Origin of the sequence: Mesorhizobium sp. BR115XR7A (assembly GCF_020165315.1) — a bacterium.
GTDB classification, from domain to species: domain Bacteria; phylum Pseudomonadota; class Alphaproteobacteria; order Rhizobiales; family Rhizobiaceae; genus Mesorhizobium; species Mesorhizobium australicum.
Map to the genome: position 1 here is coordinate 66,685 of NZ_JAIUHW010000002.1, position 26,113 is coordinate 92,797.

Annotated in this window: 20 protein-coding genes and 2 pseudogenes; 16 read left to right on the plus strand and 6 right to left on the minus strand. The window is 61.1% G+C overall.

Going from position 1 to position 26,113, the window contains the following annotated elements:
- Positions 1 to 50: 50 nt before the first annotated feature.
- A complete protein-coding gene (locus LB557_RS04515) occupies positions 51 to 6,488 on the minus strand; it encodes a hypothetical protein (protein WP_224713013.1) in 6,438 nt (2,145 codons plus the stop codon).
- Positions 6,489 to 6,707: 219 nt separating this feature from the next.
- Here LB557_RS04515 and LB557_RS04520 point away from each other — a divergent pair, with 219 nt between their 5' ends.
- The 14 genes from LB557_RS04520 (at position 6,708) to LB557_RS04585 (ending at position 19,891) form a co-directional block, all read left to right on the plus strand.
- Complete coding sequence (locus tag LB557_RS04520; protein WP_224642303.1) at positions 6,708 to 7,553, plus strand: hypothetical protein; 846 nt, start codon at positions 6,708 to 6,710, stop codon at positions 7,551 to 7,553.
- 106 nt (positions 7,554 to 7,659) lie between these two features.
- Positions 7,660 to 8,979: a hypothetical protein gene (locus LB557_RS04525; protein ID WP_224642304.1), complete on the plus strand. Its 1,320-nt coding sequence runs from the start codon at positions 7,660 to 7,662 to the stop codon at positions 8,977 to 8,979.
- Positions 8,980 to 9,004: 25 nt separating this feature from the next.
- A complete protein-coding gene (locus tag LB557_RS04530; protein ID WP_224642305.1) occupies positions 9,005 to 9,793 on the plus strand; it encodes an HNH endonuclease signature motif containing protein in 789 nt (262 codons plus the stop codon).
- Positions 9,794 to 9,881: 88 nt separating this feature from the next.
- A complete protein-coding gene (locus LB557_RS04535; RefSeq protein WP_224642306.1) occupies positions 9,882 to 10,511 on the plus strand; it encodes a DUF6088 family protein in 630 nt (209 codons plus the stop codon).
- Positions 10,504 to 11,568 (plus strand): nucleotidyl transferase AbiEii/AbiGii toxin family protein, encoded by a 1,065-nt coding sequence (locus LB557_RS04540; protein WP_224642307.1) that lies wholly within the window; start codon positions 10,504 to 10,506, stop codon positions 11,566 to 11,568. Before LB557_RS04535 ends, LB557_RS04540 begins: the two co-directional genes overlap by 8 nt.
- Positions 11,569 to 11,673: 105 nt before the next feature.
- Positions 11,674 to 13,392 (plus strand): SIR2 family protein, encoded by a 1,719-nt coding sequence (locus tag LB557_RS04545; RefSeq protein ID WP_224642308.1) that lies wholly within the window; start codon positions 11,674 to 11,676, stop codon positions 13,390 to 13,392.
- On the plus strand, positions 13,389 to 14,006 hold the full coding sequence (locus tag LB557_RS04550; protein ID WP_224642309.1) for a hypothetical protein: 618 nt from the start codon (positions 13,389 to 13,391) through the stop codon (positions 14,004 to 14,006). The genes LB557_RS04545 and LB557_RS04550 overlap by 4 nt, the downstream gene beginning before the upstream one ends.
- Positions 14,003 to 16,417, plus strand: a complete 2,415-nt coding sequence (locus tag LB557_RS04555) for an AAA family ATPase (protein ID WP_224642311.1) — start codon at positions 14,003 to 14,005, stop codon at positions 16,415 to 16,417. Before LB557_RS04550 ends, LB557_RS04555 begins: the two co-directional genes overlap by 4 nt.
- A gap of 525 nt (positions 16,418 to 16,942) precedes the next feature.
- Positions 16,943 to 17,218, plus strand: coding sequence for a multiprotein-bridging factor 1 family protein (locus tag LB557_RS04560; protein ID WP_128304744.1), 276 nt, complete (start codon positions 16,943 to 16,945; stop codon positions 17,216 to 17,218).
- 345 nt (positions 17,219 to 17,563) lie between these two features.
- Positions 17,564 to 17,905 (plus strand): hypothetical protein, encoded by a 342-nt coding sequence (locus LB557_RS04565; RefSeq protein WP_224642314.1) that lies wholly within the window; start codon positions 17,564 to 17,566, stop codon positions 17,903 to 17,905.
- A gap of 74 nt (positions 17,906 to 17,979) precedes the next feature.
- Complete coding sequence (locus LB557_RS04570; RefSeq protein ID WP_224642316.1) at positions 17,980 to 18,348, plus strand: hypothetical protein; 369 nt, start codon at positions 17,980 to 17,982, stop codon at positions 18,346 to 18,348.
- An 86-nt stretch (positions 18,349 to 18,434) separates the two neighbouring features.
- On the plus strand, positions 18,435 to 18,767 hold the full coding sequence (locus LB557_RS04575; protein ID WP_224642318.1) for a hypothetical protein: 333 nt from the start codon (positions 18,435 to 18,437) through the stop codon (positions 18,765 to 18,767).
- On the plus strand, positions 18,718 to 19,143 hold the full coding sequence (locus LB557_RS04580; RefSeq protein WP_224642320.1) for a hypothetical protein: 426 nt from the start codon (positions 18,718 to 18,720) through the stop codon (positions 19,141 to 19,143). The genes LB557_RS04575 and LB557_RS04580 overlap by 50 nt, the downstream gene beginning before the upstream one ends.
- Positions 19,136 to 19,891 carry a hypothetical protein gene (locus tag LB557_RS04585; RefSeq protein WP_224642322.1) on the plus strand — a complete coding sequence of 252 codons (756 nt, stop codon included), beginning with the start codon at positions 19,136 to 19,138 and terminating at the stop codon, positions 19,889 to 19,891. Before LB557_RS04580 ends, LB557_RS04585 begins: the two co-directional genes overlap by 8 nt.
- A 9-nt stretch (positions 19,892 to 19,900) precedes the next feature.
- Here LB557_RS04585 and LB557_RS04590 read toward each other — a convergent pair.
- Both LB557_RS04590 and LB557_RS04595 read right to left on the minus strand, forming a co-directional pair.
- Positions 19,901 to 20,498 (minus strand): annotated as a pseudogene (locus LB557_RS04590) (SOS response-associated peptidase family protein).
- A 134-nt stretch (positions 20,499 to 20,632) separates the two neighbouring features.
- A complete protein-coding gene (locus LB557_RS04595) occupies positions 20,633 to 20,983 on the minus strand; it encodes a hypothetical protein (protein ID WP_224713014.1) in 351 nt (116 codons plus the stop codon).
- Positions 20,984 to 21,000: 17 nt separating this feature from the next.
- On the opposite strand from LB557_RS04595, the gene LB557_RS04600 reads away from it, so the two are divergent.
- Positions 21,001 to 22,176 (plus strand): hypothetical protein, encoded by a 1,176-nt coding sequence (locus LB557_RS04600; RefSeq protein WP_224642326.1) that lies wholly within the window; start codon positions 21,001 to 21,003, stop codon positions 22,174 to 22,176.
- Positions 22,177 to 23,159: 983 nt separating this feature from the next.
- A pseudogene (locus LB557_RS04605) lies at positions 23,160 to 23,423 on the plus strand (transposase); the annotation flags it as partial.
- 972 nt (positions 23,424 to 24,395) lie between these two features.
- On the opposite strand, the gene LB557_RS04610 reads toward LB557_RS04605, so the two are convergent.
- The 3 genes from LB557_RS04610 to LB557_RS04620 are packed head-to-tail and all read right to left on the minus strand — an operon-like array spanning position 24,396 to position 26,109.
- A complete protein-coding gene (locus LB557_RS04610) occupies positions 24,396 to 24,737 on the minus strand; it encodes a hypothetical protein (RefSeq protein WP_224642328.1) in 342 nt (113 codons plus the stop codon).
- Positions 24,734 to 25,621 carry an NAD(P)-dependent oxidoreductase gene (locus LB557_RS04615; RefSeq protein ID WP_224642331.1) on the minus strand — a complete coding sequence of 296 codons (888 nt, stop codon included), beginning with the start codon at positions 25,619 to 25,621 and terminating at the stop codon, positions 24,734 to 24,736. The genes LB557_RS04610 and LB557_RS04615 overlap by 4 nt, the downstream gene beginning before the upstream one ends.
- The gene (locus LB557_RS04620; RefSeq protein WP_224642333.1) at positions 25,618 to 26,109 is read right to left on the minus strand and encodes a gluconokinase; all 492 of its coding nucleotides are present in this window, start codon (positions 26,107 to 26,109) and stop codon (positions 25,618 to 25,620) included. The genes LB557_RS04615 and LB557_RS04620 overlap by 4 nt, the downstream gene beginning before the upstream one ends.
- Positions 26,110 to 26,113: the final 4 nt, after the last annotated feature.

Here is a 26,113-nt window from a genome sequence, read left to right on the forward strand (position 1 = left end):
AGCTTCCGCGAATGAAAGGCATCAGTATGCCTTGGTTTGCGAGATCGGGCTCAGCTCGTTTGGCGTGAGGCTTTCTTGGCGTACCAGGTGCGAGGTTCGGCTGCGTCGGTCCTGAGGCCAACGAACACCGCCGTGACACCTGTTGTTTCATCATACTCCTGCGTCGATCCGTATTTTGAAAGCTTGATTGAGTAAACGAGCCGCTTGCCAAACAGGGAAAGCGTGCGGTCGAGCCACGCGGGCGCGGCCCACAGGATCTCGCCGTCATTGTGATGGTCGACCTGCCGTTGCCCTGGAGCCGGCTCCCAATTGCCCCACACCTGACTTCTGAGCGCGAGATGCCCATCCCTATCGTACCATTCTCGGGCATCGGAATTGAGCCTTAACCCAAGCTGTTCGGTGAGCTCGATGCCAAGCCGCGGCCTTCCGGCAGGGCCTTGCGCCGCGATTTCGTCTCCGACGTCGATGCCAAGGCCATGGGCGTCCGGTGCCCAAACAAATGGCAAAAAGGGATTTGTATGGCTACGCCGGCGCTCGTACCGGCCCTGGTCCCAGAACATTGGCAGCCAGAGTTCATGGTCACTCAGCTTGGAAAACGCCGCGCATCTCCCGATCGATCCGCGGCGCGCCGATAGTCCAGATACGATGCGCACGTACACCCCGTCTGATGAGACCCAGCTCCCATAGATGGGAACGAGACCTTCAACGCTCTCGCTAACGAGCCCCAGAGCCTGGAGCAGGGTGCCCTGGTCTTTAAGCGTTTCCTGCTGGCCAATCCTGCGGCCGAGCAGCTTCGCTTTCGCCACGGCTGGGACTGAGTCCTTCCGATCCGAAAGCCAGGATCCGTCCGCAAAGGTGATGTCGTAGTGATGCAGCCAGTCTGCCCAAGGTGAGCCATCATCTGGGTCATCGTAACTATGCTTCACAATGGGCGCATTCCCGACAAGGGTGGTGGCCGCACTGAACAGAGCATGTCTTTGGATATGCTCCCGGTAGAACTCGTACCGCTCGTCTCCATCCCGGCCATATCGATCGCGGCCTGGGAAGTGGTTTAGCCCCGTCGCCTTCGGCCATCGCTTCGTTATCTCTGCCGCGATGGCGTCGGTGGCCGCCTCGTTCGCCAACCCGAAAAGCCTTGCCAGACGGGACACCTCCGACTTTGCAAAGTCATAGTCGAATGAGAATCCCGACTTAGACTCCACGGCGGCGGGCCAGGCATCCCCCTCAATGAAGCCGTGTGGAGGTACGTCTATCACCGCCCGCAGCGCATCGAGTTCTTGGTCCTGTGCCCCTTTGACCCGAAGGTTCTCCAGGCATCTGGCGATGTGGAGCTTATGCACCACATGGACGTTGGGCTGCTTGGCAAGCGCCACCAGACCGGGTCGAAGGTGCTGGAGTTTTTCTGCATGGAAGAGAGTCGCTCGGGCCAATCCCATCAGGAGCCATTGCTGAGAATTCTGAAACGATAGTCTGGTTTCCCGGGAAACCAGTGCCGCGACCTCGGTTTGATCGAAGCCGTCGAGAAGAACGGTGAACTCCTCGTGTAGGCCCAGATCGGCCAGCGTCCCCAAGCTTCTGGCCACTGCCCACCTGACATAGGCGTCGTCGTCCCCGAGCAGATGCCAGATGATCCCGCCAATGAATTTTGCCTGGTTGTTTCCTGACTCGAATTCCTCTCGCCAAGCGCCCTCGCCAATCTCATCTGCCATCCGCGCCGACGATCCGGACAAGAGGGTCTCCAGTGCGTCCAGACCTGCCTTGGAGGAGGCCTCCCGGCAGAGGCTGGTTGCCAGTTGAAGCCATTCATCGCCGTCAAGTTCGAGCTGCTCCCGGGCCACGGTGCGCAGCACCTGACCCAAGACGAACCCAGGGTCCTTGCAGAAGTCCGAAAGGGTGCTGATGTGGCGAGTGACATTCGAGAATCTGAGATTGAAAAGCTCCGATCCTTTGTTCTCAAATAGCTTCTCGACAACGTGCTTTGCACTTGCACGCAGGTGAGCAACGGCTTCGTCCCATAAGGCGACGGACGCCACGATCAAATCGGTCGTGCGGTCGAACTCGAGTTCAGAGCATTCGCACAGGGAGAGTACAAAGCTCAAACGGTCGTCAAACGGGCACTGCTCAACAAGGCCATCCAGGAAGCGCTTCCTCCCATAATAGGGCAGCGACTTGTCGTCCGCGATTTTTCTCAAGGCTTCATCGATCGCGAGCGCGCAAGTCGGATCGCAGGCATCGACGAGCTGGGCGATCCAGCTATCGACTTCAGCGTCCGAGCTCTTGCCCTTTGCGACTGCCAAAACCGATCTCTCTTCAGAGCTGTTCCGGCTATTGAATTCGTCCTGCTTGCGTGCGTCGTCGGCCGTGAGGAGTAACAGCGCCGCCCGATCTACTTCATCGAGGCTGTCGGGGAACCGGTCACCAGCCTTTAGAATACCCTCCCAGAGTGATGGCCAGGCACCAAAGGGCCGTTCTGCCTTGAGTTTGTTGAGAATGGTCAGCAGGATTGGTCGCCGATCGCCTGGCTCGGCGACACCGAGGAGGTCACCGAGGCCGTCGCCAATCTGCCACCCATGCCACCCATGATCTTCGCAGATCGAGACAAGGACCGCGCCCCGTCGTGCGTCGAGAGCGCCATACTTGGCAAGGAAGCACGCCAGTAGCGGCAGCCCGTACGAGAAGTCGGCAACGTCCTGATCGTCCCATCGCAAGAGTTTGTGGGCCGCCGCGGGCCCGATCGACTTCGCTGCCGCGCGCGCGAATAGTGGCCACGCAAATTTACCAGAGTCTTGGTGCACCACGGTCTGGCACAGGTTCATCATGCGCTGCGCCAGGGCCGGTCGAACGAACCCTCCCCGTTGAACGGAGGCGTAGTGCAGCAGCGAGTAGATTCTGTCGTGGTCTTCGCCACCCATCTGGTCGAGTTGCGCGAGCCCCTGGCGGTAGTAGTGCCGCGCTTCCCCCACGCTCATTGGAACCAGCGACGCGGCGAGCTCGGCGTAGGATTCCCCGCGCTGCTCCACATTGTCATCTTTGCCAATGTGCTCGGCTATGTGGCGCGCGAACCGGCCGGCGAGATCGTGTAGATTGGGACGCTCCGCGAGGAGGCTCAGCACTCCCGTTTTTTGACCAATGTAAAAGCGGTCATTGGAAATAAGCTCGATCAGTGTCTGGGCATCGTCAGCCAGCACGTCGTCGGCATGCCTAAGCAAGAGTCGAGCGCACCCGATCCCAATGGTACGGGACAGGAAGTCCGTTGATCGCTCGGCCATGCGATGCACATCGGTGCGGAGCCGTTCCTTCCAAATCGCGATGAAACTACGGACACTTTTGGCCGAGACACCCGTCCCCGTCAGTACCGCATCCTCGATCGGCCCTATCAGCGCGAGCACAAGCCCGACGCCGCCGCCGATCCCGTCACGCTCCCGCTCGGTGAAACGCAACTTCGGACGCTGTTTGACCCGACCGCGCCGGGCGTCTGGGGGCTGCGCCGCACGAAGCTGACCAAGGAAGGCAACCAGATCCTTTTGGCTCTCAATGCCCTTGGCCTGGCGCGTTACCTTTATCTCGGAGGGCAGGAGGTGGTGGTAGCGAACGCGCTTGCCGCTCGACCACGCCTGCACACAGGCTCGCAGGATAGGCCCCCATGCTTCCGAGGGTCCGTAGCGTTCCCTGTAGTCGTAACTCGACGGGCGCGCCACGATCGATGAACCGAGGATACGCCGCGCGGCTGCGCGAGAACTAAACAATAGTGCGGTCAAGGCGGCCTGGACTGCGTCGTTCTCCATCGCCCGCTCAGGTTCGCCCTCCGCGTCGTTGATTTTCAGCTCCAGTTGTTTGGGAGTAGGGGCAACAGCTCGCGTGAGCGACTTCGCCTGTGCTGCGCTCAGCCGATTCTGCCCAGCCAATAGCGAGACCTTGAGCGCGAACGACTTGCACGTCTTGCTCGATGCGAACCCTATGAAGTTGTCCAATACAACATCGCCGCCGTGGCGCTCGTAAAGGTTCAGCAACAATACCATTTCGCGGCATACCGACAGGGAGAAGCTGCTGTTCCACCGTGACAGGTTGCGGTCGACAAGACCGTATTCGCCGACGAGCACGCATTGAAAAAAGACCGCAGCGAGATCAGCGGCGGAAGGGGCCTGACGATCCCTGTCCCCCTCTTCTTGGGCCTGTTCCCAGTGCCATCTAACCCATCGGATAGTGCTCTCACGTTGAATGAGCGCCTCTGCCTGTTCGCCAGCAAAACCATGCGCGACCGTCAGCCTTGCATTTCTGGCACCACGCCAGCCCGATCGGTCATTGAACAGCCGGCGATAGGCGTCAGGGTCGCCCAACATCGTCGCGAGCGCCGGCGAACGGCGAATAAACAGGTCACCCCGGACATTGGCCGCGGCAACTTGCGACAACCGCATGGTCAGTCCCAGTACGCGATCGATGTCGTTCGCGTTCACCGCGAGTCGAAAGGCAGCATTGAGTCGCGCCAGCGTCAGCCGCCGACGGCCATAATCGGATTGTATTGCAGTCGGAAATTGATTGGAATCCGCTAGCGCAAAAGCCCGATCGCTGTCGTCGATGACGACGAGGAAGTGCGGAAGCGCCTCTGCGGCGTAGGCTGATGCGCTCTGCGCTCCTAGCAGCCGCTCGGCGATTGCCTGTTGTGCGGCCGTTTCACGCGAATATTGCTCTCGCACATAGGATTCGGTCGGCTCGTCGCGAAATATGGCACCGTGCGAGACGAGTTCCAGCATTGGCACCAAATCGCCTGCCGCAGTACTCACCTGAGACTTCGACCACCCGAGTGCGGTCGCTAGCTCGCCCAAGGGGATAGGTGGGGGCAGAAGCGAGAGTGCGGCGAAGAACTCGACCACCTCGGCGTCCCGCCAACCAGCGATCCTCAGGTCGGCGAATATCTTGTCGCACCGCTGTGCGATAATTTCTTGCACGGTAATCGGGGTTTTGGGCGCGTTACCGCGCACGTTGCTCTCCCAGGTTTGCACAAGGTAGTCGAGCACCCGTGCATTGCGGCCCGACCGCGCCACGGCCGTTATGAATTCAACATTGGAGACGGTCTCAAGGCGATCCTCGAGAAACTGGCGCGCCTCAGCTTCGGAGAACGGCAACAACTCAAATGGCTCGACCTTTGTCAGACCCACGACATCAGGCATACGATGCGTCCGTGCCGTGAGGAGCAATTTCACGCCGTCGAGTGGCTCGTTGTCGAGCGACGACAGCAGTAGTTTCGGAAAGGCGTCCTGCTTTCGGTTGTCGGCCTCGATCTGCGCGTTGTCGGCGGCGTCGATGACAATCAGAATTCCGCTCTTCTCGGATTGTTCAGTTACTGCCTTCGCGGCTTGAGCGAAGCGCTTACGCGCAGCCTTGATGAGGCCGATGCGGTCTCTGTCGCCGGGCAGCAACGGATCACATAGCCCCCGCGAGGCCAGCTCATTGGCAATCTGCACCAGGCCGACACTTGGCAGATGCCGCGCCTGATCTTCCGACCGGTACGCGCCGCCGCCGAAGCAGTCGAAGACGACGACTTCGAATTGACCCGTCAGCTTTGCTGCCAGGCCCTGGATGAACACGGTCTTTCCCACACCACCCTCGGCGTGGACAAAGACCGGCAGCGTCGAATTTCGGACCAGCTCCCCTACAGCACCAAGCTCCGCGCGCTTCACCACGGCACCCACATCGATGAAGCGCGTATCGGCGGGGAACAGATCCTCCGGTTCGCAGTCTAGGGCATCGAGAACGTCCTCGCGCCGGACAAGGTTGTTGTTCTGCCCCGCCGGACCGGCTTTTTTCAGGATAAGTTCCTGCAGGCCAAACAAACGCAATCTTGCAGGCCCATCGGCTCCGCCGGACCAATCGGTCAGGGTCCGGCGGAGCGCGTTGCTCTGTCCTGGCAGGCTCTTCTCGGCCGCACGGAACTCGATCTTCGAGAACAGCCGTCGCGGATCGCCTACCTTGTGAGCCTTGCATAGCGACGTCAGGTACCGGATCGGCTCAGCATCGGTGCCATCTGCCGACATCCGACCCACCTTCAGAACCTCGATCGCATCCCACAAGCCTTCGGAGAATTCAGCCGTAGTGACGAAGGAAAACGAAAGTTTCGCGTCGACTTCGTTGCCTGAGAATTCGCTCTCGTAGCCAACCAGGGTGTCGCAGAACTTTTCGATGGTCTTTTTTAGGTAGGACGCCGTTACAGGGGATCCCCTCTCCTTGTACTTGAACTGGACGGTCTCCAGTCTGTCGCACGAGGCGAAATCGTTTCCCTCGCCGTAATAGAGGACCAGGTCCGCTACATCTTCGGCCTCGGCACCCGGGTTCGCTATTTCGGTTGACGAAATGCCTTCAACGGCAATTGCAAAGAGCCGGTCCTTAGGAAAAATCAGTTGCAGGGCACGCCTTGCCGCCCAACGTTCGTGGAACGTATGGCCGCCCCGCGAGGCGCGAACATTGCTGATACTGTCCTCTATGTTCGGCATTCTGCCCCAGCGGAAAATCGTGACGAAAGGTGTTGCAATAGCGCGGACTCACCGGGACCGTAGGTCCTGCCCATATGCGCTGCAACCAAGGTAGCCGGCAAGCGCAGTTCAAGAGCGGAGGAGACCACACGCTTCGCGGCCGCTGTTAGTTGCAAGACCGGCCGTGCCGGAGGATGTTCTGTACTCGAAGCGAAACAATGGACGAACAATGAGAAGCTCTTGAGCAAGCTGTGGCAACGAACGCTGATCGAGTGGAAGCGACCGGCCTCATATGTGTCGCCGCTCTCGACTTGGTTGCGTCCTGGACTAAACAAGAACGGCATCCGCCATCTGCAGAGGCTCGCCGAGCAGGATCTGGCGTGGGATGATTCCGATTGGCTGAAGCTCACCCAGCGGGTGCTCGACGACGACGTCTACGACGTTATCCAAATCCTCTCAAACGCATTGTCGTTCGCTCGAGTGAGGGCTTTCCATGGCTGCCGCACGGCAGACCCCGGGTCGTACCATCAAAACGGCCTTCGGCTTAACGATCCGAGCGTACTCGCGGCAGATCTACGAGCCCTGGTCTTCGCCGAGGAAGGGCTGGCGTTCTATCAGGCGAATATCGACCGGATGATTGCCCAGTTCGAAAATCGCGACCGCGACCGCGGCCAGATCCATCTCGCGCTCGACGACCGGGCGCAGACAAATGGTGCGGGGCACTACCTGCTCTATGGCAGCGAATGGATGCAATGCATCCTGGGCTTCGGCGCCCACAATGCGCTGCTGAAGTGGGGCTACCCGACCATTGTCCTGGTGGATCTCCCCCTCAACATGGTGAGCTCCGGCATCCGGGACGAGCTCGCCCGAGCGCTCCTGCAAGAATGGACTCGGATCAAGGTCAATCGCCCGGATTGGGTGCCTGAACGCGATTTCACATTCACCCTCGCCAGGGCAATTCCTCCTGATCTCGTCGTCCGTCACGAACATCCCGCTTGGATCCGCGATCCCTACTACAGCGGCACCAGGAGGCCGAACGACAGGCTGGTCTGCCCATCCTGTAGCACCCGGGCCGCCGCGGAATAGCCTTCTAGACGACGCATTCAATGCGCCTCGACCCATTCCAGCTTAGGCATTTGTAGTTGCCGCCGCGAAAGCTTGTCCGCACAGTGCCGGTATAGGGCGCCGCAACATGACCGACCTGATTCCAGAAGTGATCTCGGAGGCCATCGCAGCTTTGTGGCGGCGTCGAGGTCCGCGCCCAGACAATTCGTTTGAGACACCCGAGTTTCTGGGTCTCAAAGAGGCCTGCGCAACTTCCTATTCCGTCGGCGCCGGGCTCTGGTTTACCACATCTCTGTGGCATATCCTGAAGTCCCTCGGTTGCCCGATGCTGTTGCCGACGGACAAGCAGGCGCTCTCATTGACGGCCGAACAGGCTGCAAAGGGACTGCACATTGCCTTGACCACGACAACCGCAAGGATCGTCCATCTCTGCCCCCTCGACTGGGCGGACGACCCGCCTCCTGTCGACTTCGGGAGCAGCCGCCTCAGCAGGTTTTCGTCGAGCGAACTCATGACCATTCTGGATGCGCCCCGCCTTACCCGGACCTTCCCCAACGCCCAGCCGGATTGGGAGCGGCTCTCCGAGTTTTATTGGCTCGTCGTCGAAGAGACCTTGCCGATTGCCGGCGAGCCGGGCGCGCGGACCAGTCCCTTCATGTATGAGATCAATCGCGACTACGGTGCGATCACCGCCCATGAGGACCGCTTTCCGCCGGCCGTGGAACAGGCCCTTTTCCTGCTGCTGCTAGCGCCGTGGGAGGATTGGTCGCAGGCGCAGGAAGTCGACTGGCGTGGATTTCGCATTCCCTGGGTCTATTCGGTGAACGACGACCTTTGCGTTCCTCTGAAGCCGCCTCCGCTCGACAGCAGCCTCACCTGGCTTCCGTACACCTATTTTGACGCCTATGGCGAATCGGCGGAGGAGGTCGAGATACCCGCCCGCTTCAGCCTCGCCGACGAGGCCTCGGAGTTGCCGATCTATGTCAACGACGGAACGTGGGCGGATATTGCTTGCGCCTTCAAATCGCCCCTCTTCGAGACTCCGATCCGGCATTTCCTTGTACGAGCATACCATTCCACCGGCATCGACGAATTCATCGCACATCTGACGGTTCTCGAAGCGGCGCTCGGGCTGCAATCGGATTACGGTGGGAAGCCCGCGAGCGATCCTCGGAAGGGCCGTAGGGTCACTCAGATCATGATGGGTAGGGTTGCAGCTCTTCTAGATGATCTTGCCGCCGGCACCGAGTTCGAAGCGCTCTTCAATCTTCGCAGTGCCTATGTACATGGGCGACCGATGGCGCCGATCTCAAGTGCCGATCGGTTCCGTGCCCGAAGGCTGGCTAGGCGCGTCGTAGCGGCTTTGATCGGCCAGGCCTTGGGCCGGGCGGGGCGGTCTCCGGTCGATCGTGAGGTATTTCTGGTAGACTTGGTGCAGCGGTCTTAAGGGCGAGACGAGAATTGGGGGCAGATTGTCGGGACCATCGGAAAAAACGATCCGCCGGCTGTTCGCCATGTCGGGGAATAGTTGCGCGTTTCTTGGCTGCCCATCCCCGCTCGTCGAGGTGAACGGAACGCTCACTGGTGAGATTTGTCACATCCGTGCGCAGAGCCCTGGAGGCCCCCGGTTCGACGCTTCGCAGACCCAAGAAGCGCGACACGCCTATAAGAACCTGATTCTCCTCTGCCGTCGGCACCACCGGATCGTCGACGAAGAACCCGAACTCTATTCCGTCGATGCGCTCGAAGAACTCAAGGCAATCGGGGAAAGACAGTTCGGCCGCCCCGAACAGGAGACCGATGCCTTTTACGCAAAGCTCCTGCTCAATTCTATGCGGCGCGTCGAGGTCAACAACAATGCCGGGAACGTTGTGATCGCCAGCCCAGGGGCGATCGTCGGGCGAACCATAAACATCAAGGCTGCCCGCAACGCTGTGAAGATCCTTCCTGCCGCAGGAACGATTGGGGCGGACCAAGACGCCAGCCGCTATGTCCAGTACCTGATCGGGCGCTATAATAAGTTCGCCTCGGCCGACACGTCTCGGGCAACCAAGTTCAGTTATGGCGCAATCTCCAAGAACATCGAAGCCAGGTTCCGGGCCGCTTGGCGCGCATTGTCGATTGAAAGACTGCCCGAGCTCTGCGGCTATCTCCAGGAGCGGATCGGCAAGACCCGCATTGCCAAGTCCAACGCAGCCAAGGGCAGCTTGTCGTTCTTGACGTTCGAAGAGTATGTCCGGGACAGTGCTCGTCGGCTATAGGCTTTCCCGAAAGGTCAGAAAACAAGGGTTTGCCGCCGATTAGTTTCATCTCTTGCGTGTCAGAAAAATATGAACTATTTTCTGACACATGGATATGACACCGTCTTCAGCTCCGGATCGGATTGTAAGGCGCGCCCGCAGCAGCGGGCGTGGCAGCGTTTTCACACCCACCGATTTCCTTGACCTGGCTGGGCGGGCGGCGATCGATCAGGCTCTGTCTCGCCTCGTCAAGAGCGGCAGGCTCCGTCGCCTCGCTCGAGGCCTTTACGATTTCCCCAAAGTGCATCCAAAGCTTGGCCCGCTTTCTCCGGCCCCCGATGACGTTGCCCAGGCACTGGCCAGAGAGACAGGCTCTCAGGTGCAGGTTGCCGGCTCGCGCGCGGCAAATGTCCTCGGTCTATCGACCCAGGTTCCGGCCCGCAGTTCATACCTGACGGATGGTCCATCCCGTCGGGTGGTGCTCGGAAAACGCGTCGTCGATCTCCGCCACGCTTCGCCCAAGCATCTCATCGCACCGGGCAGCGCGGCGGGGACTGTTGTTCAGGCGCTGCGCCACCTGGGGCCGTCACGGGCGGCCGATATCGTTCATGTCGCGTCGCGCCAGCTGTCGCCGAGCGACAAGAAGAGGCTAGCCTCGACGGTCGTTCAGGCCCCCGCCTGGATGCGCTCTACGCTGCGCGCCATTGCGGACACCAGATCGGACGCGGTCAATGGATAGCTTCGCTCGCCAGGACGCGTCCGAAAGAGCGGCTGTCTTCGGCGAGTCCGCCGCCTTGCGTGGCGTCGCCAGCATTATCATCGAGAAGGACTTCTGGGTTTGCTGGACCTTGAAGCGTCTCTTTGAACTCCAGAAGGGCGGTGCGCCCACTCTGGTGTTCAAAGGCGGCACCTCTCTCTCCAAGGCCTATGGTGCAATCCGACGCTTTTCGGAAGACATTGACCTCTCCTTCGACCGTGCCGGCCTCGGCTATGACGGCGATCGTGATCCAGAGCGGGAAGGGATCAGCAAGAAGCAGTCCGCCAAGCTCATCGATGCGCTCATGACCGATGTCGAAAAGCACATCGCCAACAAGATGCTTCCTGCCCTGCGAGAGGCGATCGCCGCCCAACTTGCCGAGCCGGTAAAGGGCAACTGGTCGCTCGAGATCGACGCCAACGATCCCCAAACCCTGAACTTTCACTACCCGGCAGCACTGACCGGTCAGGACTATCAAGGCGTCACCTACATCACCCCGCGCGTCAAACTGGAGTTCGGTGCGCGCGGCGATCCTTGGCCTACCGAGCAGAAGACCATCCGACCCTATTCAGCGGACGATTTCCCAACTTTCTTCGAGAATCCGGATTGCACCGTTACGGTCCTGGCGGCGCGCAGAACGTTCTGGGAGAAGGTCACTGCGCTTCACTCAGAAGCGCACCGTCCCGAAGACTCTCCCACCCCTCAGTATTTTTCACGCCACTATTATGATGTGGCGATGCTTCTCGACACGGCTGAGGGGCAGGCGGCGGCGGTCGACTTCGAGATGTTGGCGCAGGTCGCCAGGCACAAGGCCGTGTACTTTCGATCGAGCTGGGCGAACTATGACACCGCGCATCCGGGTACCCTGCGCCTGATCCCGGCCGAGTATCGCCTAAAAGACCTGCGCACCGACTACCAGGCCATGCAGGCGATGATGTTCGACGAGAAATCGTATTCGTTCGATGAGATCCTTGCGCGCGTCGAAAAGCTGCAAGCGAGGATCAATGGAGATGTGCCGGTCGCGGACACGCCGAAATAGGGTCTGCTTCCGGAGCATGGCGTTCTACTTGGCGGTGTCGCCATCTAGCCGCGCACGCCATGCTCATCTACGGTCAATATCTATCCGTGCGTCGAAAGCCAAAGTATGCCAGCTGCGCCAAGCGCTTCAACGATTTCCGTTCGTAAAACCCTCGAGATCCTCGATGGTCCCTTTCGCAGCGTCGCGAGGGGCATCGCCGAGGACCAGTATGCCTTCTGGCTTGGTTCGGGCATCTCATTCGGGCGGGTGGATGGCCTGAGGCACATCATCGTGCGTGTGATGGAGTTTCTGCGCCAGCAGATCGATCCGACCAACCCCAACTGTCCCTACAACGTAGCCCTCAAGCGTGCCCTCGGCCTCGCCCCGCTGTCGGCCGAGGAATGGGCAAGGGTCGATCTCACCCTTGGCTTCGCTGCTTGGCCGGACCAGGCCGCCATTGTCGCGCGGCTGACCAACAATTATGCTCGGCTGCTCGACGTCACTGTCGCCGGGAAGGCCGACGACTATCTGCTGTGGGACGGCGTAGGCGTCCCCGCCACCTTCGCGAACCCCGCCATCGAACCCGACGTCGAGCATTTGTGTATGGGCATTCTAGTTCTCGAGGGCAGTGCGTCCAGCATCGCCACGGCGAACTGGGACGGGCTGGTCGAGAAGGCTGTCGCCGAACTGACAGGAGGCGTTCCCAAGCTCGTGGTCTGCGTTCGCGCCGAGGATCTTCGTCAGCCGGAGCTTACCGGTCAGATTATCAAATTTCACGGCTGCGCGGTGTTGGCCGTCGCTGACGAGGAAACCTACAGGCCGTTTCTTGTCGGCCGCTACTCGCAGATCAACCGCTGGGCCGCCGCACCCGAAAATCAGGCCGTGATCAACCGTCTGCTCGATATTGCCGTTTCGAAGCCGACCATCATGATGGGCCTGTCGGCCCAGGACTCCAATATTCAGGCCTTCTTCGCAAAGGCGGAGTCGGTGATGCGCTGGCCTTGGCCTGGAAACAGGCCCAGCTTCGTCTTCTCGGGAGAACAGGTCGGCGCCGACCAGGAAGGACTACTCAAGAACGTCTATCCGCAGACCTATACGGCGGCGGCCCGCGACCAGATCAACGAGCAGTCGCTCGTCACAGCCTACGCCAACCCGCTTTTGCTCGCGCTCGTCCTCTCTGTTATCGCCGACAAGATGCAGGTCATGGTCGACACGGTCCAGGGTACCCTCGACCCCGCGGCGCGCGCAGCTCTGCAAAAGGGAGTGGTAGCACTGCGGGACCATCTGGCGACCATCGACAATGGCGATCGACTGCAGTTCGTCCGCAAGTTCGTCGACCACACCTCGCGCACGATGACGATGTTCCGGGACGGAGCCGCAGGGGTTGCCCCGCGCCGTTACAACCCTGTAACGCCCTTGCCGCTTCACCAGATTGCGGCCGACCAGGCCCTCCCTTCATCCGGATTGCCGGAGATCGCGGTCTTTGCCGGTTTGCTTGGTATTGGCGTGGCGGACGGCACCTGGTCCCTAGCCGAAAGTGATCCCGCTGATCCCGCCTCGGGTGCAGTGAAGGTGGTGACTGCGTCGGCAAGCACCAAGCTTGTCCTTGCGGCCAATGGCCGGTCAGCGATCCGGCTGCAGCAGAATGGCCATATCGATGACAACGAGGACGCCGTCCTGGTCTATAGTGCCGAGAAGCCACCGCCGATGCCCCGCTCGCCCCGAAGCTCACCCGGCCGGACGGGCGTGCTGGGATTGCGGGAGGTCAGCATTTACGACCTGCTCCAGCACGCGACCAGTGCGGCAGATCTCATGCAGCAGTTTCGTTCGGAGGCAGCGATATGACCAGTGCCACGCCAGTCGAGGGAGTCGTCGCGCTGCTTTCGGAAGCCGGTTACCGCCCGCTGTCAGTCCCGCTGTCGATCGCTGGCCTAACCTTCGACCTTCCAGCCGCCCTGGTCGGCGAAAGCCCGTCGCCCGATCTCATCCTTGTCGCTGACACGGCGTTCGACACCGAACAAAGGATCCTCCGCAAGGTGGAAGGGGTGGCGCGCGCGCTCGACGTCACCCGCTCCAAACGTCCCCTGACCACGATCCTCGTTGGGCCCAAACCCTCCGCCGCCACGCTTGATGCGATGACCAAGGTCTGCCGTGTGCTTCCCGTCGGTGTCACCGAACATGGAGCGACAACTGCGCTGCTGGAGAACTGGCTGGCTGTCCTGCTGCCGCTCAAGCTGCCTGGCCCGACCAGCGACACGGCGGAATCGCTAGGCTCGATCGTCAGCAGATCCGCCGATCTTGACCAAAATATCGTCGGCCTGGTCGCCTTCGCAGACCAAGGCGCAGACGGCGTCCAGCAACATCTGCACGAGCTTCTCAACACCGCCATCGAGGCCGAAATCGAACCAGAAGAAGACATCGATCTTGGGCCAGAGCTAACACAGGGAGCTTCGGAATGAGCGCTGCTCAGTTGAGTTCGATCACCCTTACAAATTTCCGCAGCATCAAGGGGAGCATCACCGTCCCGCTGGATGCTCCCATAGTCCTCATCCATGGCGCAAACGGAGCGGGCAAAACAAGTCTGTTGTCGGCCATCGAGCTGGCTCTGACGGGCCAAGTCGCGTCGCTCCAAGGGGTCGATCCCGACTACGCAGCCCACCTCGTCCACAAGGACGCCAAGTCCGCGGAGCTCAAGATTGAGACGATTGGCCTCGATCGCAATGAGACCAGCCTCAAGGTGACCGCCAATGCGATAGAGGGCGAGGCGCTGCTCGGACCGGATCTCGCCCGGTTCTATGCCGAACGCTGCTTCCTCGCGCAGTCATCGCTGGGCCGCCTTCTCGAGCTCTATCAGGATTCCGCGAAGCGCTCGGATTCCGCCCTTACCAAGTTTGTCAAGGACCTGCTGGGCCTTGATCACCTCGATGCCATCATCGATGGGCTGCATGACGCCGGCGACGTGCGACGGCTGCGAAGCGGCGTTCCGGGATATGGCGAGACCAGGGACACCATTCCCCAGGTCGAGGGCGAACGTGACCGCCTGGGTGCGGAACTGGAGAAGACCGATATCAGGATCCGCCAGCTGGAAGAGCAGAATGACGCTCTGTCGAATCGGTTGGTCTCAGTTGGCGACCGTTCCGTCACCGGCCCAACTGCCGGCGAGACCGAGCAGAGCGAACTCCTGAGGCTCACGACGGTGCGCCGCGAGGTTGAGGCCGCTGCCTTGCAATGGCAGCAGATCGCCAGCACAGACCTTGCTCGCGATCGCGCTGCCGCGCAGCCCCGCAGCGAGAACGCCGGCCGGGCGCTCGCGGCATGGTCCGCGACCAAGGGAGCCACGCTTCAGGCCGTGCTCGAACGGCTCATGCCCTTGTTCTCCGACCTTCCGTCGGTGAGCGCCGGCGGACCCCAGCCAGCCCACGCCGCCGCGACAAAAGCGGTGCGCGAAGAGCTACGGCGTTGCCAGGATGTGCTCGACAAGGACGCGGCCGACGCCAAGCTGGAAGCCGATCATGAAGGCGCCGTCACACGCGGTCGGGCCCGCATACAGGCGCTGGAGCAGCAAATCTCGAACCTCGCATCTGAGGGCGGCGCCCTTGCCCAGGCATTGAGCGGCGTCCTGCCGCATATCCATACCGACGACTGCCCGGTTTGCGGTCGCAATTTCAAAGAGACCTCAGAGGTGCCGCTGCAGGCCCATGTCTCTGCGCGGATAGCAGAGCTCACCGCTGCTGCCGGGCAGCTCCAGGCCCTGAGCCGCGATCGGACCTCCTCCCTCTCGGCCGTCGCTGTCGCCGAGAGAGAGCTCGGCGAGGTCCGAGGGCGACGCCTCGACGCCATCAATCGAGACGCACTTCGGACCCGGGTGGCGCTCTTGCAGGAAGTGGACCTGTCACTGGCCGGCATGACCAGCGACGTGGAGGAAGGTCAACGCCTGATCGGTGAGGCCGCTACGGCTTCCCGCGCGCTTTCGGATCTCGCCGTTCAGGACCAGGGCGGTACGGCCTTGCGGCAGTCGGTCGAGCGCTTCGGCACGGAGCTCGGCGTGGCGCCTCTGGCCCCCACCGAAGACATCGCTGCGGCACTGTCGCGTTTTGCCGCCGAGGCCTCACGGCTCGTCGAAATCTATACCGCGAACCAGACGATCCGCCGCGAAATGGCGGGGAACGCCCTTGAAGTGCAACGCCTCAATGCCTTGAGGCAACCAGTCGTTGATGCAACGGGGGCCGCTCAGGGTCGCCTTGACCGGCTGAATGCCGCGAAACAGCGCGCGGACCGCCTGATTCTTGACGCCCGCGAGCTGGCAAAGCGCGCCGGAGAGGCCCGGACCGCCATTGTCAGGAAAGTCTTCAATGGCTCGCTAAACCGGGTGTGGCGCGACCTCTTCGTGCGGCTGGCGCCGGAAGAGCCATTTGTCCCTGCCTTTGCCGTCCCCGAAACCAATGGCGGCCCGGTCGAGGCAGTGCTTGAGACCTGGTATCGCTCCGGCGGCAAAGGGGGTGATCCCCGCGCGATGCTGAGTGCTGGCAACCTCAACACGTCCGCGCTCACGCTTTTCCTCGCTCTACATCTTTCGGTTTCCCCCGATCTCCCCTGGCTGGTGATCGACGATCCCGTGCAGAGCATGGACGAGGTCCATATTGCCCAATTTACCGCATTGCTCAGAATGTTGGCCAAATCGAACCTGCAGCGCCAGATCATTATCGCGGTGCACGAAAAGCCCCTGTTCGACTATCTTTCGCTCGAACTCAGCCCAGCATTCCAGAACGACCGGCTGATCACCATCGAGCTCAGCCGCAGTGCCGATGGCCAGACGCTGATGAACTATCTGCCCCACGTCTTCACTCCGGACCAAGCGGTCGCGGCATGAGCCCGGCTCAGGTCAAACCGTATCTTCGAACAGAACCCTGCGAACGGGCAGCTCTTCGGCCCATAAGCCGGACATTCGCTTGGCAAAGTAGCGGCAGCTCGTGACGATCTTGGACTGGTCCGCCAAGCGCATGAAGTCTTGATGGACCTCGGCGCAGCGCCCGGAAAGCGGCGGGAGCGATCCCGCCGGTCGAGACCAGTAGCGCTCCGCGCCTCCCCTCGCGCAGCGTCATTTCCAGGCAATAGTGGACCGACCGGGCATCGACGCTTCTATCTCGCCAATGCTTGATTTCGATGTTGCACCAGGCGACATCGTCTCAACTGATGTCACAGACCAGTAATTTGCGGCCCCGGCCCAGATCCCCGCAGCCTGCCGAAAGGGGTTCAAGCCGCGCGACCTTGTTGATCCAACCTTGAAGGTCGAGCCATCAGGGTGAAGACACGCGATTTAAAATAGCTTGCCTTCACAAAAATTGTGCTGTATTCAGATGAATGTAAATTCACACTAAGTAGGCGGAGACGAGCGATGCCGCTTAGCCTGACGAACGCCGAAGCCCGCGGTCGTACCTATGCCGCGGCTCGTATGTTGGCCGGGCTCGATCAGGCCGCGCTTGCCACAGAGGCTGGCGTGTCCGCGGCGACGGTCTCCAATGTGGAGCGAGGACGGGAAGGTCGGCCCGCAACACTCAAGGCGATAAGGAAGGCTCTGACACGCCAGGGCGTGCTTGTCGGCTTCAGTCCAAGCAATGGACTAGCGTCCGTTTCGATCTCGTTTGCCGCCGATGACGAAGAGGAAGAGTGAGAGATGAGGTACTTCGGAGAATTCAACCGCGTCATCTGCGACAACATTCGTATCGCCGCGAGGAGGTTGCGCAGGTTGGGGCTCAACGCACAGGTCCTGCCCCACAAGACGTCGCTAGTGATCGTGCGTCCGCGTGGGATGTCATGGGCTGATTTCACCACTGCGGTTGCAGCTGTGCTTCAGCCTCGGCGCGGCTCAGTCATGCTGTCCAGCGAAGCCACCGGCAGTACCTTCATCTGTAACAACCGGGGCAATCGCCCTGGTCGCTTCATCCGCCAGTAGCGACATCTCGTCATCGCGTCTTGGCGATAACCGATCACGCGAATCGAACCCTCGGAGGACAAATTGGCCATCACCGCGAAAGACGTCGAGGAACTGCACACCTATGCCGAGGGCGTCATGGGCCGCGCGGACCACCATGCCGGTGAGGTTAAGGGGGTCGCGCTCGCCATCCTCGGCGGCATCATCTGGCGCGGCGAACCCGATTCCATCCGAATTCGCAGCTTTGCCGGCACACCAGCCAACATGCTCTGGGCCAAGATCGGCGGGAATGTCTATGTGTTTGCCTACAACCACGAGACAGAGAAGATCGAGATCAGAGACCGCACCCAGACCGGCGCCGTCCTCCATAGCTTCGACAACAGCACGCCAGTCGCCGACATCGAATCCGCCTTCAGGGCGTTATGACCATGTTGGTGGCTCGCGCGCAGCTCGATTTCATCAAAACTCTGGTCGCGCGGTTCGAACGGCAGGACAGTACGATGCAGCCCATCATCGTGTTCCAGTCGCAATACATCGCTATCATCACCCTTCTGAGGTCGGTAGGGCACGTCTTCGAAAAGGTCGACTGCGACACTTCCGACCGGAAAGCGTGGGCCAAGGGAAAGTGGCCCGACTGGCAGCAGGCGTCTATTTTCCAGAGCTTCATCAAGCCCAAGCGCGACGCGCTGCTCAAGGAGTTTCGAGGCGGACTTGAACTGCGCAATGACGCTTTCGAGTCCCCGGCCGTGCTCGCGGATCCCTCGATGCCCGGCATGGTGTCGATGGTGACGACGATGGACGCCAGCAGGTTGCGGGATGCCGACGGTCGCCTGATCATGCCGGCCATCCGCGAAGCGATTGTCTTCTGAACTCGCTGCCTCAGCGAAGCCGAAGCAGCGTTTGGCGAATCGGCCCTTTAGCAACCGCGCAATCCGCCTATCGAGAGAGGTCGCCAATGACTGAGCGGGATAGCACGCCACAGCCAGGAACGCTGACGCATCGGCTCGGCGCCATCTCGAAACTTGAGACCGAGCTCGTCGACAAGGCCCACGCCATCCTGCCGAAAGGCGCGGTCAACATCGTTGATTTCTTCATCCTGGGCGCTACGCAGCGCACGCTGTCACAGTCCCGCGGCTTCCGGACGCTCATCGAGACCAGGAACTTTCCCTCCGCGACGATTCTGTTGCGCACGCAGATTGATACCGCCATGCGCATCAACGGCCTCAGGATGATGGCGAATGTCGAGGCGGACGTTCAGCGCATCTTCAAAGGCGAGCGCCACCTTTGACCGCCTGGTCTCGAATCCCGCTGCCGGCGGCGGCAAGCCCGAGCGCCTCACCGACGCATTCCTCAAAAAGAAGCTCGCGGAGGAGCATCCCTGGATCGAGCCCCTCTACAGCCAGACCTCTGAATTCGTCCATCTCAGCTTTCGCCATCTATTTACGGCGATCACCGAGACCGATGCGGCAACACAGATGGCGACTATGGCGATCAGCGGCACCGATCCCAAGCAGGATGAGAGCGTGTACTACGAAGTGTGCGATGCATTCTTCCGCGTCTCTCGACTGACCTCCATGACCATTCTCGCCGTGCTGATGGCCAGGCATCAGGGGGACAGGGTCATGGCCGCCGCTGCCGCGCGGGAAGCCAACGGGAATGAGTGACGCTCGACGCCCAACGATCGAGCTCGATCGTCCCGAGGCGTGGCTCTCTGATCTCCTTGACGTGCTCACCACCAATCGAGATGCGCTCCGCTCGCGCGAGAAAGGTCCGTTGAGTGACCGTTACGATGCTGCGGTCTACGCGGTGGTCGAGGCGTTGGAGCCATACAGCGTCGTCGGTTGGCATTGCACGCGTCTCGCCGATCACGAGGTCGAAGACATCAGAGCCAATGGAATGGCGCTCCTCGACGTCGATCTCGTGTCCCGTCGGATCGATGCCGCAATCCGGCACGAACTGATCTCGTCGAACCATGGCGCGCGCCTAAAGGCAGTCAACCAAGCCGCGGAGCGATACCGGGCTGGCATGCTGTGGTTCTGTTTCTTCACCCCAGCTCGCGCGGGCGAGGGCGGTATCGGAGATCTTCTCCGCTATTGGGGTGGGGAGGCGGTCTACAATTCGCATGACCGGCACCCGGAAATGGGCAAGGTCATCGCGGGGGTCGGGCGGCCCGCTATAGTTGAAGCAGAAATCCCCGTCGCGTGGTGTGGTCGCGATCGCGGCCTGCGGCTGGCGATGAACATTGGGCAAAGATACGTCATCGCCCAGGGAACGCGCAGCCCGAACTCGACCGATGTCGAAGACAACATCAAGCGGCCGCTTCCCGCAGAGTTGGTCCGGGCGGTACATGTCTTCCCAGCCCCCGAATTCCTGACGCTGTCTGGCTGCTCGGATTGGCATCATCCCCTCTGACCTGAGGGGCTAGTCTGAACCGGGGCGGACCGTTTCGACCGCAAGCGACCCAGCCGACAATGGCCGCAACAGCTCGGCCTGCGCCTTGGTAAAGATAGAGCCAGGCGGCCCAATCTCGCGGCTGCAGCACGACGACCTGTCGGTCGTGGTAGGGCTCGATGTCGGGCCCCGGCGAGGTGGTCAGCATTGTAAAGTTCACCCGGTGATTGCCCTGTGCTTCGCGCCAGAGCCCGGCAATCGCGAGGAAGGGCGATCCCGCCAGGGTGAAGCGATGCTTGGTCTTGGGATATTTTGTGCCCGTGAACTCGAAGAAACCCGAGGCCGGAATTAGGCATCTGCACTGTTGGAAAAGTCGCGGCCCTCCGACCGGATATTGAAGTCGGGGCCGACTTTGGGCCTATTGGGCGGCGCATAGCTGAAGTTCATCGGCACCAGCACGACCCCGTTTCCGGCAGCGGCATCACGGCGCCATGTCATTGATCCGCACCAGATCGGATTGCGGCAGGTGCAGTTCCGTCTGCTGCGTCGGAATCCCGAGTTCGAGATCCTGCATCATCATCTGGCTGTATTCGACCCAGCGGACATGTTGTTCGTAAGCGTTGCACAGGAGCAGAATGATAGTGCACGGACGAAGCATTTTTGAGGGGTGGGCGTCCTCCCCAGGAGCCGGGCTGTAGGCGAGCCGAAGCCCCGCTGTGCGGGTCTTCGCACTTCGGGCTTTCATCCCTGACGCGAAAGGCATCACCGCGGAGCTGATGAGGGTTGGTCTTTGCCGTTTGGGCGCGGCGCCCGGCAAGGGAAGCTGCGCCGCGGCCTTCTATTCGCGCCACCCGGCACAAACGCCGGCTTGCCGGCCGCGCCCTTGCCCGCCTTGCTCTTCGCGGCATCCAGTTCCTGCACCGAAAATCCGGCGCGGAATTGAAGAGAAGGGAGCGCGAAGCGCGTGCGGAGCAGGATGGAAAAGCAGCAACTGAAGAACTGAAGGGCAAGGTGCCATGCGCCGCGGTGCTCGAGCATCTGGGCTTTGCTCTCGACGTCAAAGAGAGCACCCGCAAAGGCGACCCCTAGCCGCACTTCAACGTGTACCGGCAATAGCCTATCTGTACGACATGACGCTTGAAAAATTCACCTCACAGCTCAATGCCACCACTTTCTGGAAGGAGTTCACCTTCTCCGAAACGAGATTCTTCCCTCGTCCGAAACAGCAGGTCGAACTGGCGGACGGAATGGTGAAGATCGGATCATTGGCTATGGTGTTCCAGCTCAAAGAACGGGCTGAGGAGACGTCGGACCCTGAGGCTGAGCGACAGTGGTTCCGGAGGAAGGTCCTCCGGAAAGCGACGGATCAGATCAAGGACACGGTGCGGTACCTGGCCGAGCACGAGGAGATCCGCCTCACGAACGAACAGGGTCACGAGATAGCGGTGAAGGGGGTCGACCTCCTAGACATCAAGAAGATCGTCGTCTTCCTTCCTGGTCGGCTGCTGCCTGCGGACTGTTGGGAGACCAAGTTCCACGTCTCGGCCACGGTTGGTTTCATTCATATCGTGGCCGCGCACGACTATCTGGGAATATTGGACAAACTGCGCGTCCCCGACGACGTGCGGCTGTACTTCGAATATCGAGAGTCGGTCCTGCCGCAACTGCGCGAGGCCGGCGTGGTAGTGGAGGAGCCCGACATCATGGTCGCGTTCCTGTCGGAGATGGATTTGCCGGAGCCTGGATCGATCGAGAAGTTGCGCGCCTTCGTGCAGGACCTTGGCGGGTTTGATCTTTCATACATCCTGCGGGACCTCCAACTTCACATCGTCAACCCTGAAAGGAGCACGGACTACTACCGGATCATGGAGGAGTTCGCTCGCGTCCCGCGATCCATCTGGCGCGAGTTCAAAAGGCGGCTTGTCGTCTCCCTCGAGGCTAGCAAGGCCGGAACACCTCGTCGACCTTTCAGATTCGCATTCCCGCAGACAGACTGCACTTTCATGGTCGCAAGTATGGACCCCGACTGGCCGGTGACCGGCGAGGACGGTATTAGGATGAGAACGAACGCCGTGGAGCTGTTCACGCGAGCGGCGAAGTACGATCTGAAAACTCGGATCGGCGTTGGGCTGCTGATCTCCAAAGATGGCGACCACTCCCTGCTTGACTGGTGCCTCATAGACGAGCCCTGGTCGGCCAACGCCAAGCTGGAGGATCTACTCTCGACGCCACTGTTCGGCCCTGCTCGCGAGAGGGTGGTGGACAGCTACCACTTCCGTGGCGACAACGCCGAGCCTGGTACTTAAAATCTCCCGTCGGCGTTGGATTCGTGGTCTGGAGTACCCAGCCGACTTCTGCGTCAGGCTGCTGATCTCCCTTGCGGTCATTCGTGGCAAAGCCGGCGCGGGTCTGGGTTTACTCTCCCGCGCCAAGCATCTGGACCGCAGCCGAATGACCCCTTCTGGCGCGAAACGTACGATGTTCACGCTTCGTGCTTCAAAAGTCGCATAAATGGCAGTGGGGAACTGTTGTGATGTCCGGAAATGTTGGCATTTCACGGAGTTTACCAGTATGGCGTCCGGAATTATCTGTCGTCGGTAGGGGCTAGAGTCCAGGTTTATCTGTCGTTGGCTGGACTGCTAAGTGGATGATTTCCCGCTGCTTTCGTGCCGAAGAGGTTACCAATGCCTTTCGGACAACAGGTTACCAATGTGCCCCAACGACAATCAATTTCCGACTGGTCCTTAAGGAGATGTTTTGATTGGGAATTGGTCAACCCAAACCCCAGGATTGGTAAACCAAAGCAGCAGCCTTATCGACTAAGATTCGGCTCTGTACTTCCCCCGCAACCCCTTGAGACAGATGACGTCAGAATCTCAGCGTAGGCGACTTGCGCGCGACAGCGACGCCCTGACTTAATTCCGGACTGCCACAGATAATTCCGGACGCCACAGTGGTATGGCGTCCGGAAATATCTGTCGTCGGTAGGGCTAGAGTCCAGGTTTATCTGTCGTTGGCTGGACTGCTAAGTGGATGATTTCCCGCCGCTTTCGTGCCGAAGAGGTTACCAATGCCTTTCGGACAACAGGTTACCGATGTGCCCCAACGACAATCAATTCCCGACTGGTCCTAAGGAGATCTAGCACGCTTTGACGAAGGCATGAAGGTTGGACGGCATGGTCGATCGGACAGGGGGTAAGAAGGCGTGTCGTCATAAGCCGGAGGTGGGACAAGCTGGTCCCGTTCGAAGCGCCCGAGGCCGCGTCCGTACAATGGCGCGCCGTCGCCCCTGGCCTACATGACCTTCCCGAAGGAACATCGCGCCAAGCTCCACTCGACGAATCCGATCGAGCGTCTCAACGGCGAGATCAAGCGGCGCACCGAGGTCGTCGGAATCTTCCCGAACGACGATGCGATCGTGCGCCTCGTCGGCGCAATCCTGCTCGAACAGAACGATGAATGGGCAGTGCAGCGGGCCAGATATATGACCCTGGAAACGATCAGCCAGATGAGCGATGATCCCCTGATCAGCCTGCCAGCCGTGGCGCGCTGATCAGCCCGGCCCATGCCGGATAGCACGGCGATCAATGCCGCCAGCTACACCACGCCGCGGGACACGATCCCTCCCTTCGCGCGCTTTGCCATCTCCTCCAGAATTGCGCTGCCGGGACCAGCAGCTTCGGCAGCATTCGTCTTCCCCGGATAGAGAGCACGCTTCGCGGCATGTCGTGCGGCAGCGATGTGCTCAGGCTTCTACGCGCGCGCCGAAACGCCGCCGCAGACGACCTCCGCAGCCCGGCTTAATTCCGGACAGCGACAGATAATTCCGGACGGCACACCGGGACCGTCTGGTTGCCCGCGCTCCTAAGGACTTGGGGCCGGCGACGGCTGGCGACCTGCTCCCTGTCAAAGCCAGGGGGCGCTATGGTGGACGAGTCTGCCGCAGCGGACCATTTGGCCGTGGAAGATGCAGATGCGGCATCTTCCGAACGCACTAGCGCGAGCGACGCAGGTGAGGCTTCGAAGTCGCCGCCGAATGAATGGCAGAACCAGGAGCCGCCAAGGCGGCTCCGACATAAGTTAGAATTTCCGGCCACGCTGTTCAGCGTGGCCGGGGATTCGACCGCACGACATGGGAAACACGGCAAGTAGTGCCGGCTCCTCTCTTGGCGGTGCCTCGGCAAGCCCCTTTTCAGGTCGTGGCGAATGGCACGGTAGCCAAAGGTCGACTGATTCCATTTCTCGCAGAACTCGGAGCAGTCGTCGAAATAGGCGTTGTCCTTGAATTTGTCCCTTTGTAGGCACCGCGTTCCAGGCGCGTGGCGGCCTAAAGGGAATGGGTGAGCCGCGTCACCTTGTAGCCCGACAGCGACTTGTCGTGATCGGCTAAACTTTCGCGTCGCCGGCGGCGTTAGGCGTGACTGGCACGCTTTGTCAAAAGAATGCGCCAATCCGACCTCACTGCATTCTATGCTGCGACTCCTGTCGAGCTCTGGTAGGTATCGAATCTCCGTCCTGATATTCGTCAATCTCCGGCCAATGAAAACTCGTTGGCGATGGTGACGTGGTGGTGAATGCGACCCTCGAAGTACCTGGACAACACATCCTCTGTCGCGGCACGCGATTCAGCGCGTGCGGGGCTGGCCAAAGCCGCGTCGACGGCCGCCATATCTGGGTAGTTGATCGCCAGGATCATCGGAAATTCAGGCGCACCATCGTCGCGTTTTTCCGCGAAGCTGACTCGAACGTCGAGCGCGCCCGGGAAGGCCTTCCACTTCGGCAGAACCGTCTCAATCACGTCCTTGCGGAACGCTTCGATCTGACCTTCCTTCACTTTGCCTTCAAACAACGCATAGCGCGTGATCATCTGCTCGGTTCCTCATCCTTGCGTTGGAAAAATTCCATCAGTGCCGCCTGGTCCTCGCCGCCCAGCCCTGCGGCGGTCAATAGCCGGTGCACCTCGGCGCAGACGGCCGTCAGCGGCATTGCGGTGTGCGTGCGCCGCGCCAGGTCCTGGGCGGCGTTGAGGTCCTTCACCATGTTGTCGATGCGGCCGGTTCGCCGGTAGTCGCGGGTGGCGAAGCGCGGCAGGTATTCCTGCAGGATGGCGCTGTCGGCGCGGCCGCCTTTCAGCGCCTGCGGGATCTTGAGCGCGTCGACGCCGGCGTCGAGCGCCAGCTTGGTCGCTTCGGCGACGGCCATGAAGTTCAGCGCGCACAGCACCTGATTGATCAGCTTGGTCGTCTGCCCCGCTCCGGCCGGGCCCATATGCGTGTAATTGGTGGCGACGTGGCGCAGCACCTTGTAGGCGTCGGCCACGTCCTCGGCTTCGCCGCCGGCCATCAGCGTCAATTCTCCGGTCAGCGCCTTGGGCGCGCCGCCAGACAGCGGACTGTCGACCCAGCGTAAACCCTTCTCGCTGACGTCAGCGGCGAGTTGGCGCGTCGCGTCGGGGTCGATGGACGACATGTCGATGATCAGCGTGCCGGGCTTCGCCCCAGCCGCCACGCCGGCATCGCCGAACACGGCGCGGCGCACGATCGCCGCCGAATTAAGGCTAAGGATCACGTAGTCGGACGCGCCGGCGGCCTCGGACGCGCTCGCCATGGCGGTCGCGCCTTTGGTGAGCAGCACCTCAACCTTGGCCTTGTCGAGATCGAACACGAAAAGGCGGTTGCCGGTGGCGAGCAGGCGTTCGCCGATTGCCCCGCCCATGGCGCCGGCGCCGATCAAGGCGACTGCGTTGGTCATGATGGTCGCTCCCCGAATTTCGCTGTTATGTCCGCAACAATCTCGTCGAGCGGCGCGTCGATCGGCACGGCGATCGCATTCTCGTCCTTGCCCGGCACTTCCAGTGTCGCGAACTGGCTGTCGAGCAGGCTGGCCGGCATGAAGTGGCCGGTGCGCTCATGCATGCGCTTCGAGATCAGCTCGCGCGAGCCGTCGAGATGGATGAACAGCACCGGCGCGCCCGCCTGCTCGGCGATGAAATCGCGATAGGCGCGCTTCAGCGCCGAGCAGCCGACGATGACCGGCGCGGGCCCTAGCCGCAGCGTTTCGCCGACCTTGGACAGCCATGGCCACCGGTCGGCATCGTCCAGCGGAATGCCGGCGCTCATCTTGGCGATGTTGGCCTCAGGGTGGAGTTGGTCACCGTCCACGAATGTCGCCGCGATTGCGCGGGCGAGAGCCTCGCCGATCGTCGTCTTGCCCGAACCGGTGACGCCCATGACCACCATGCTC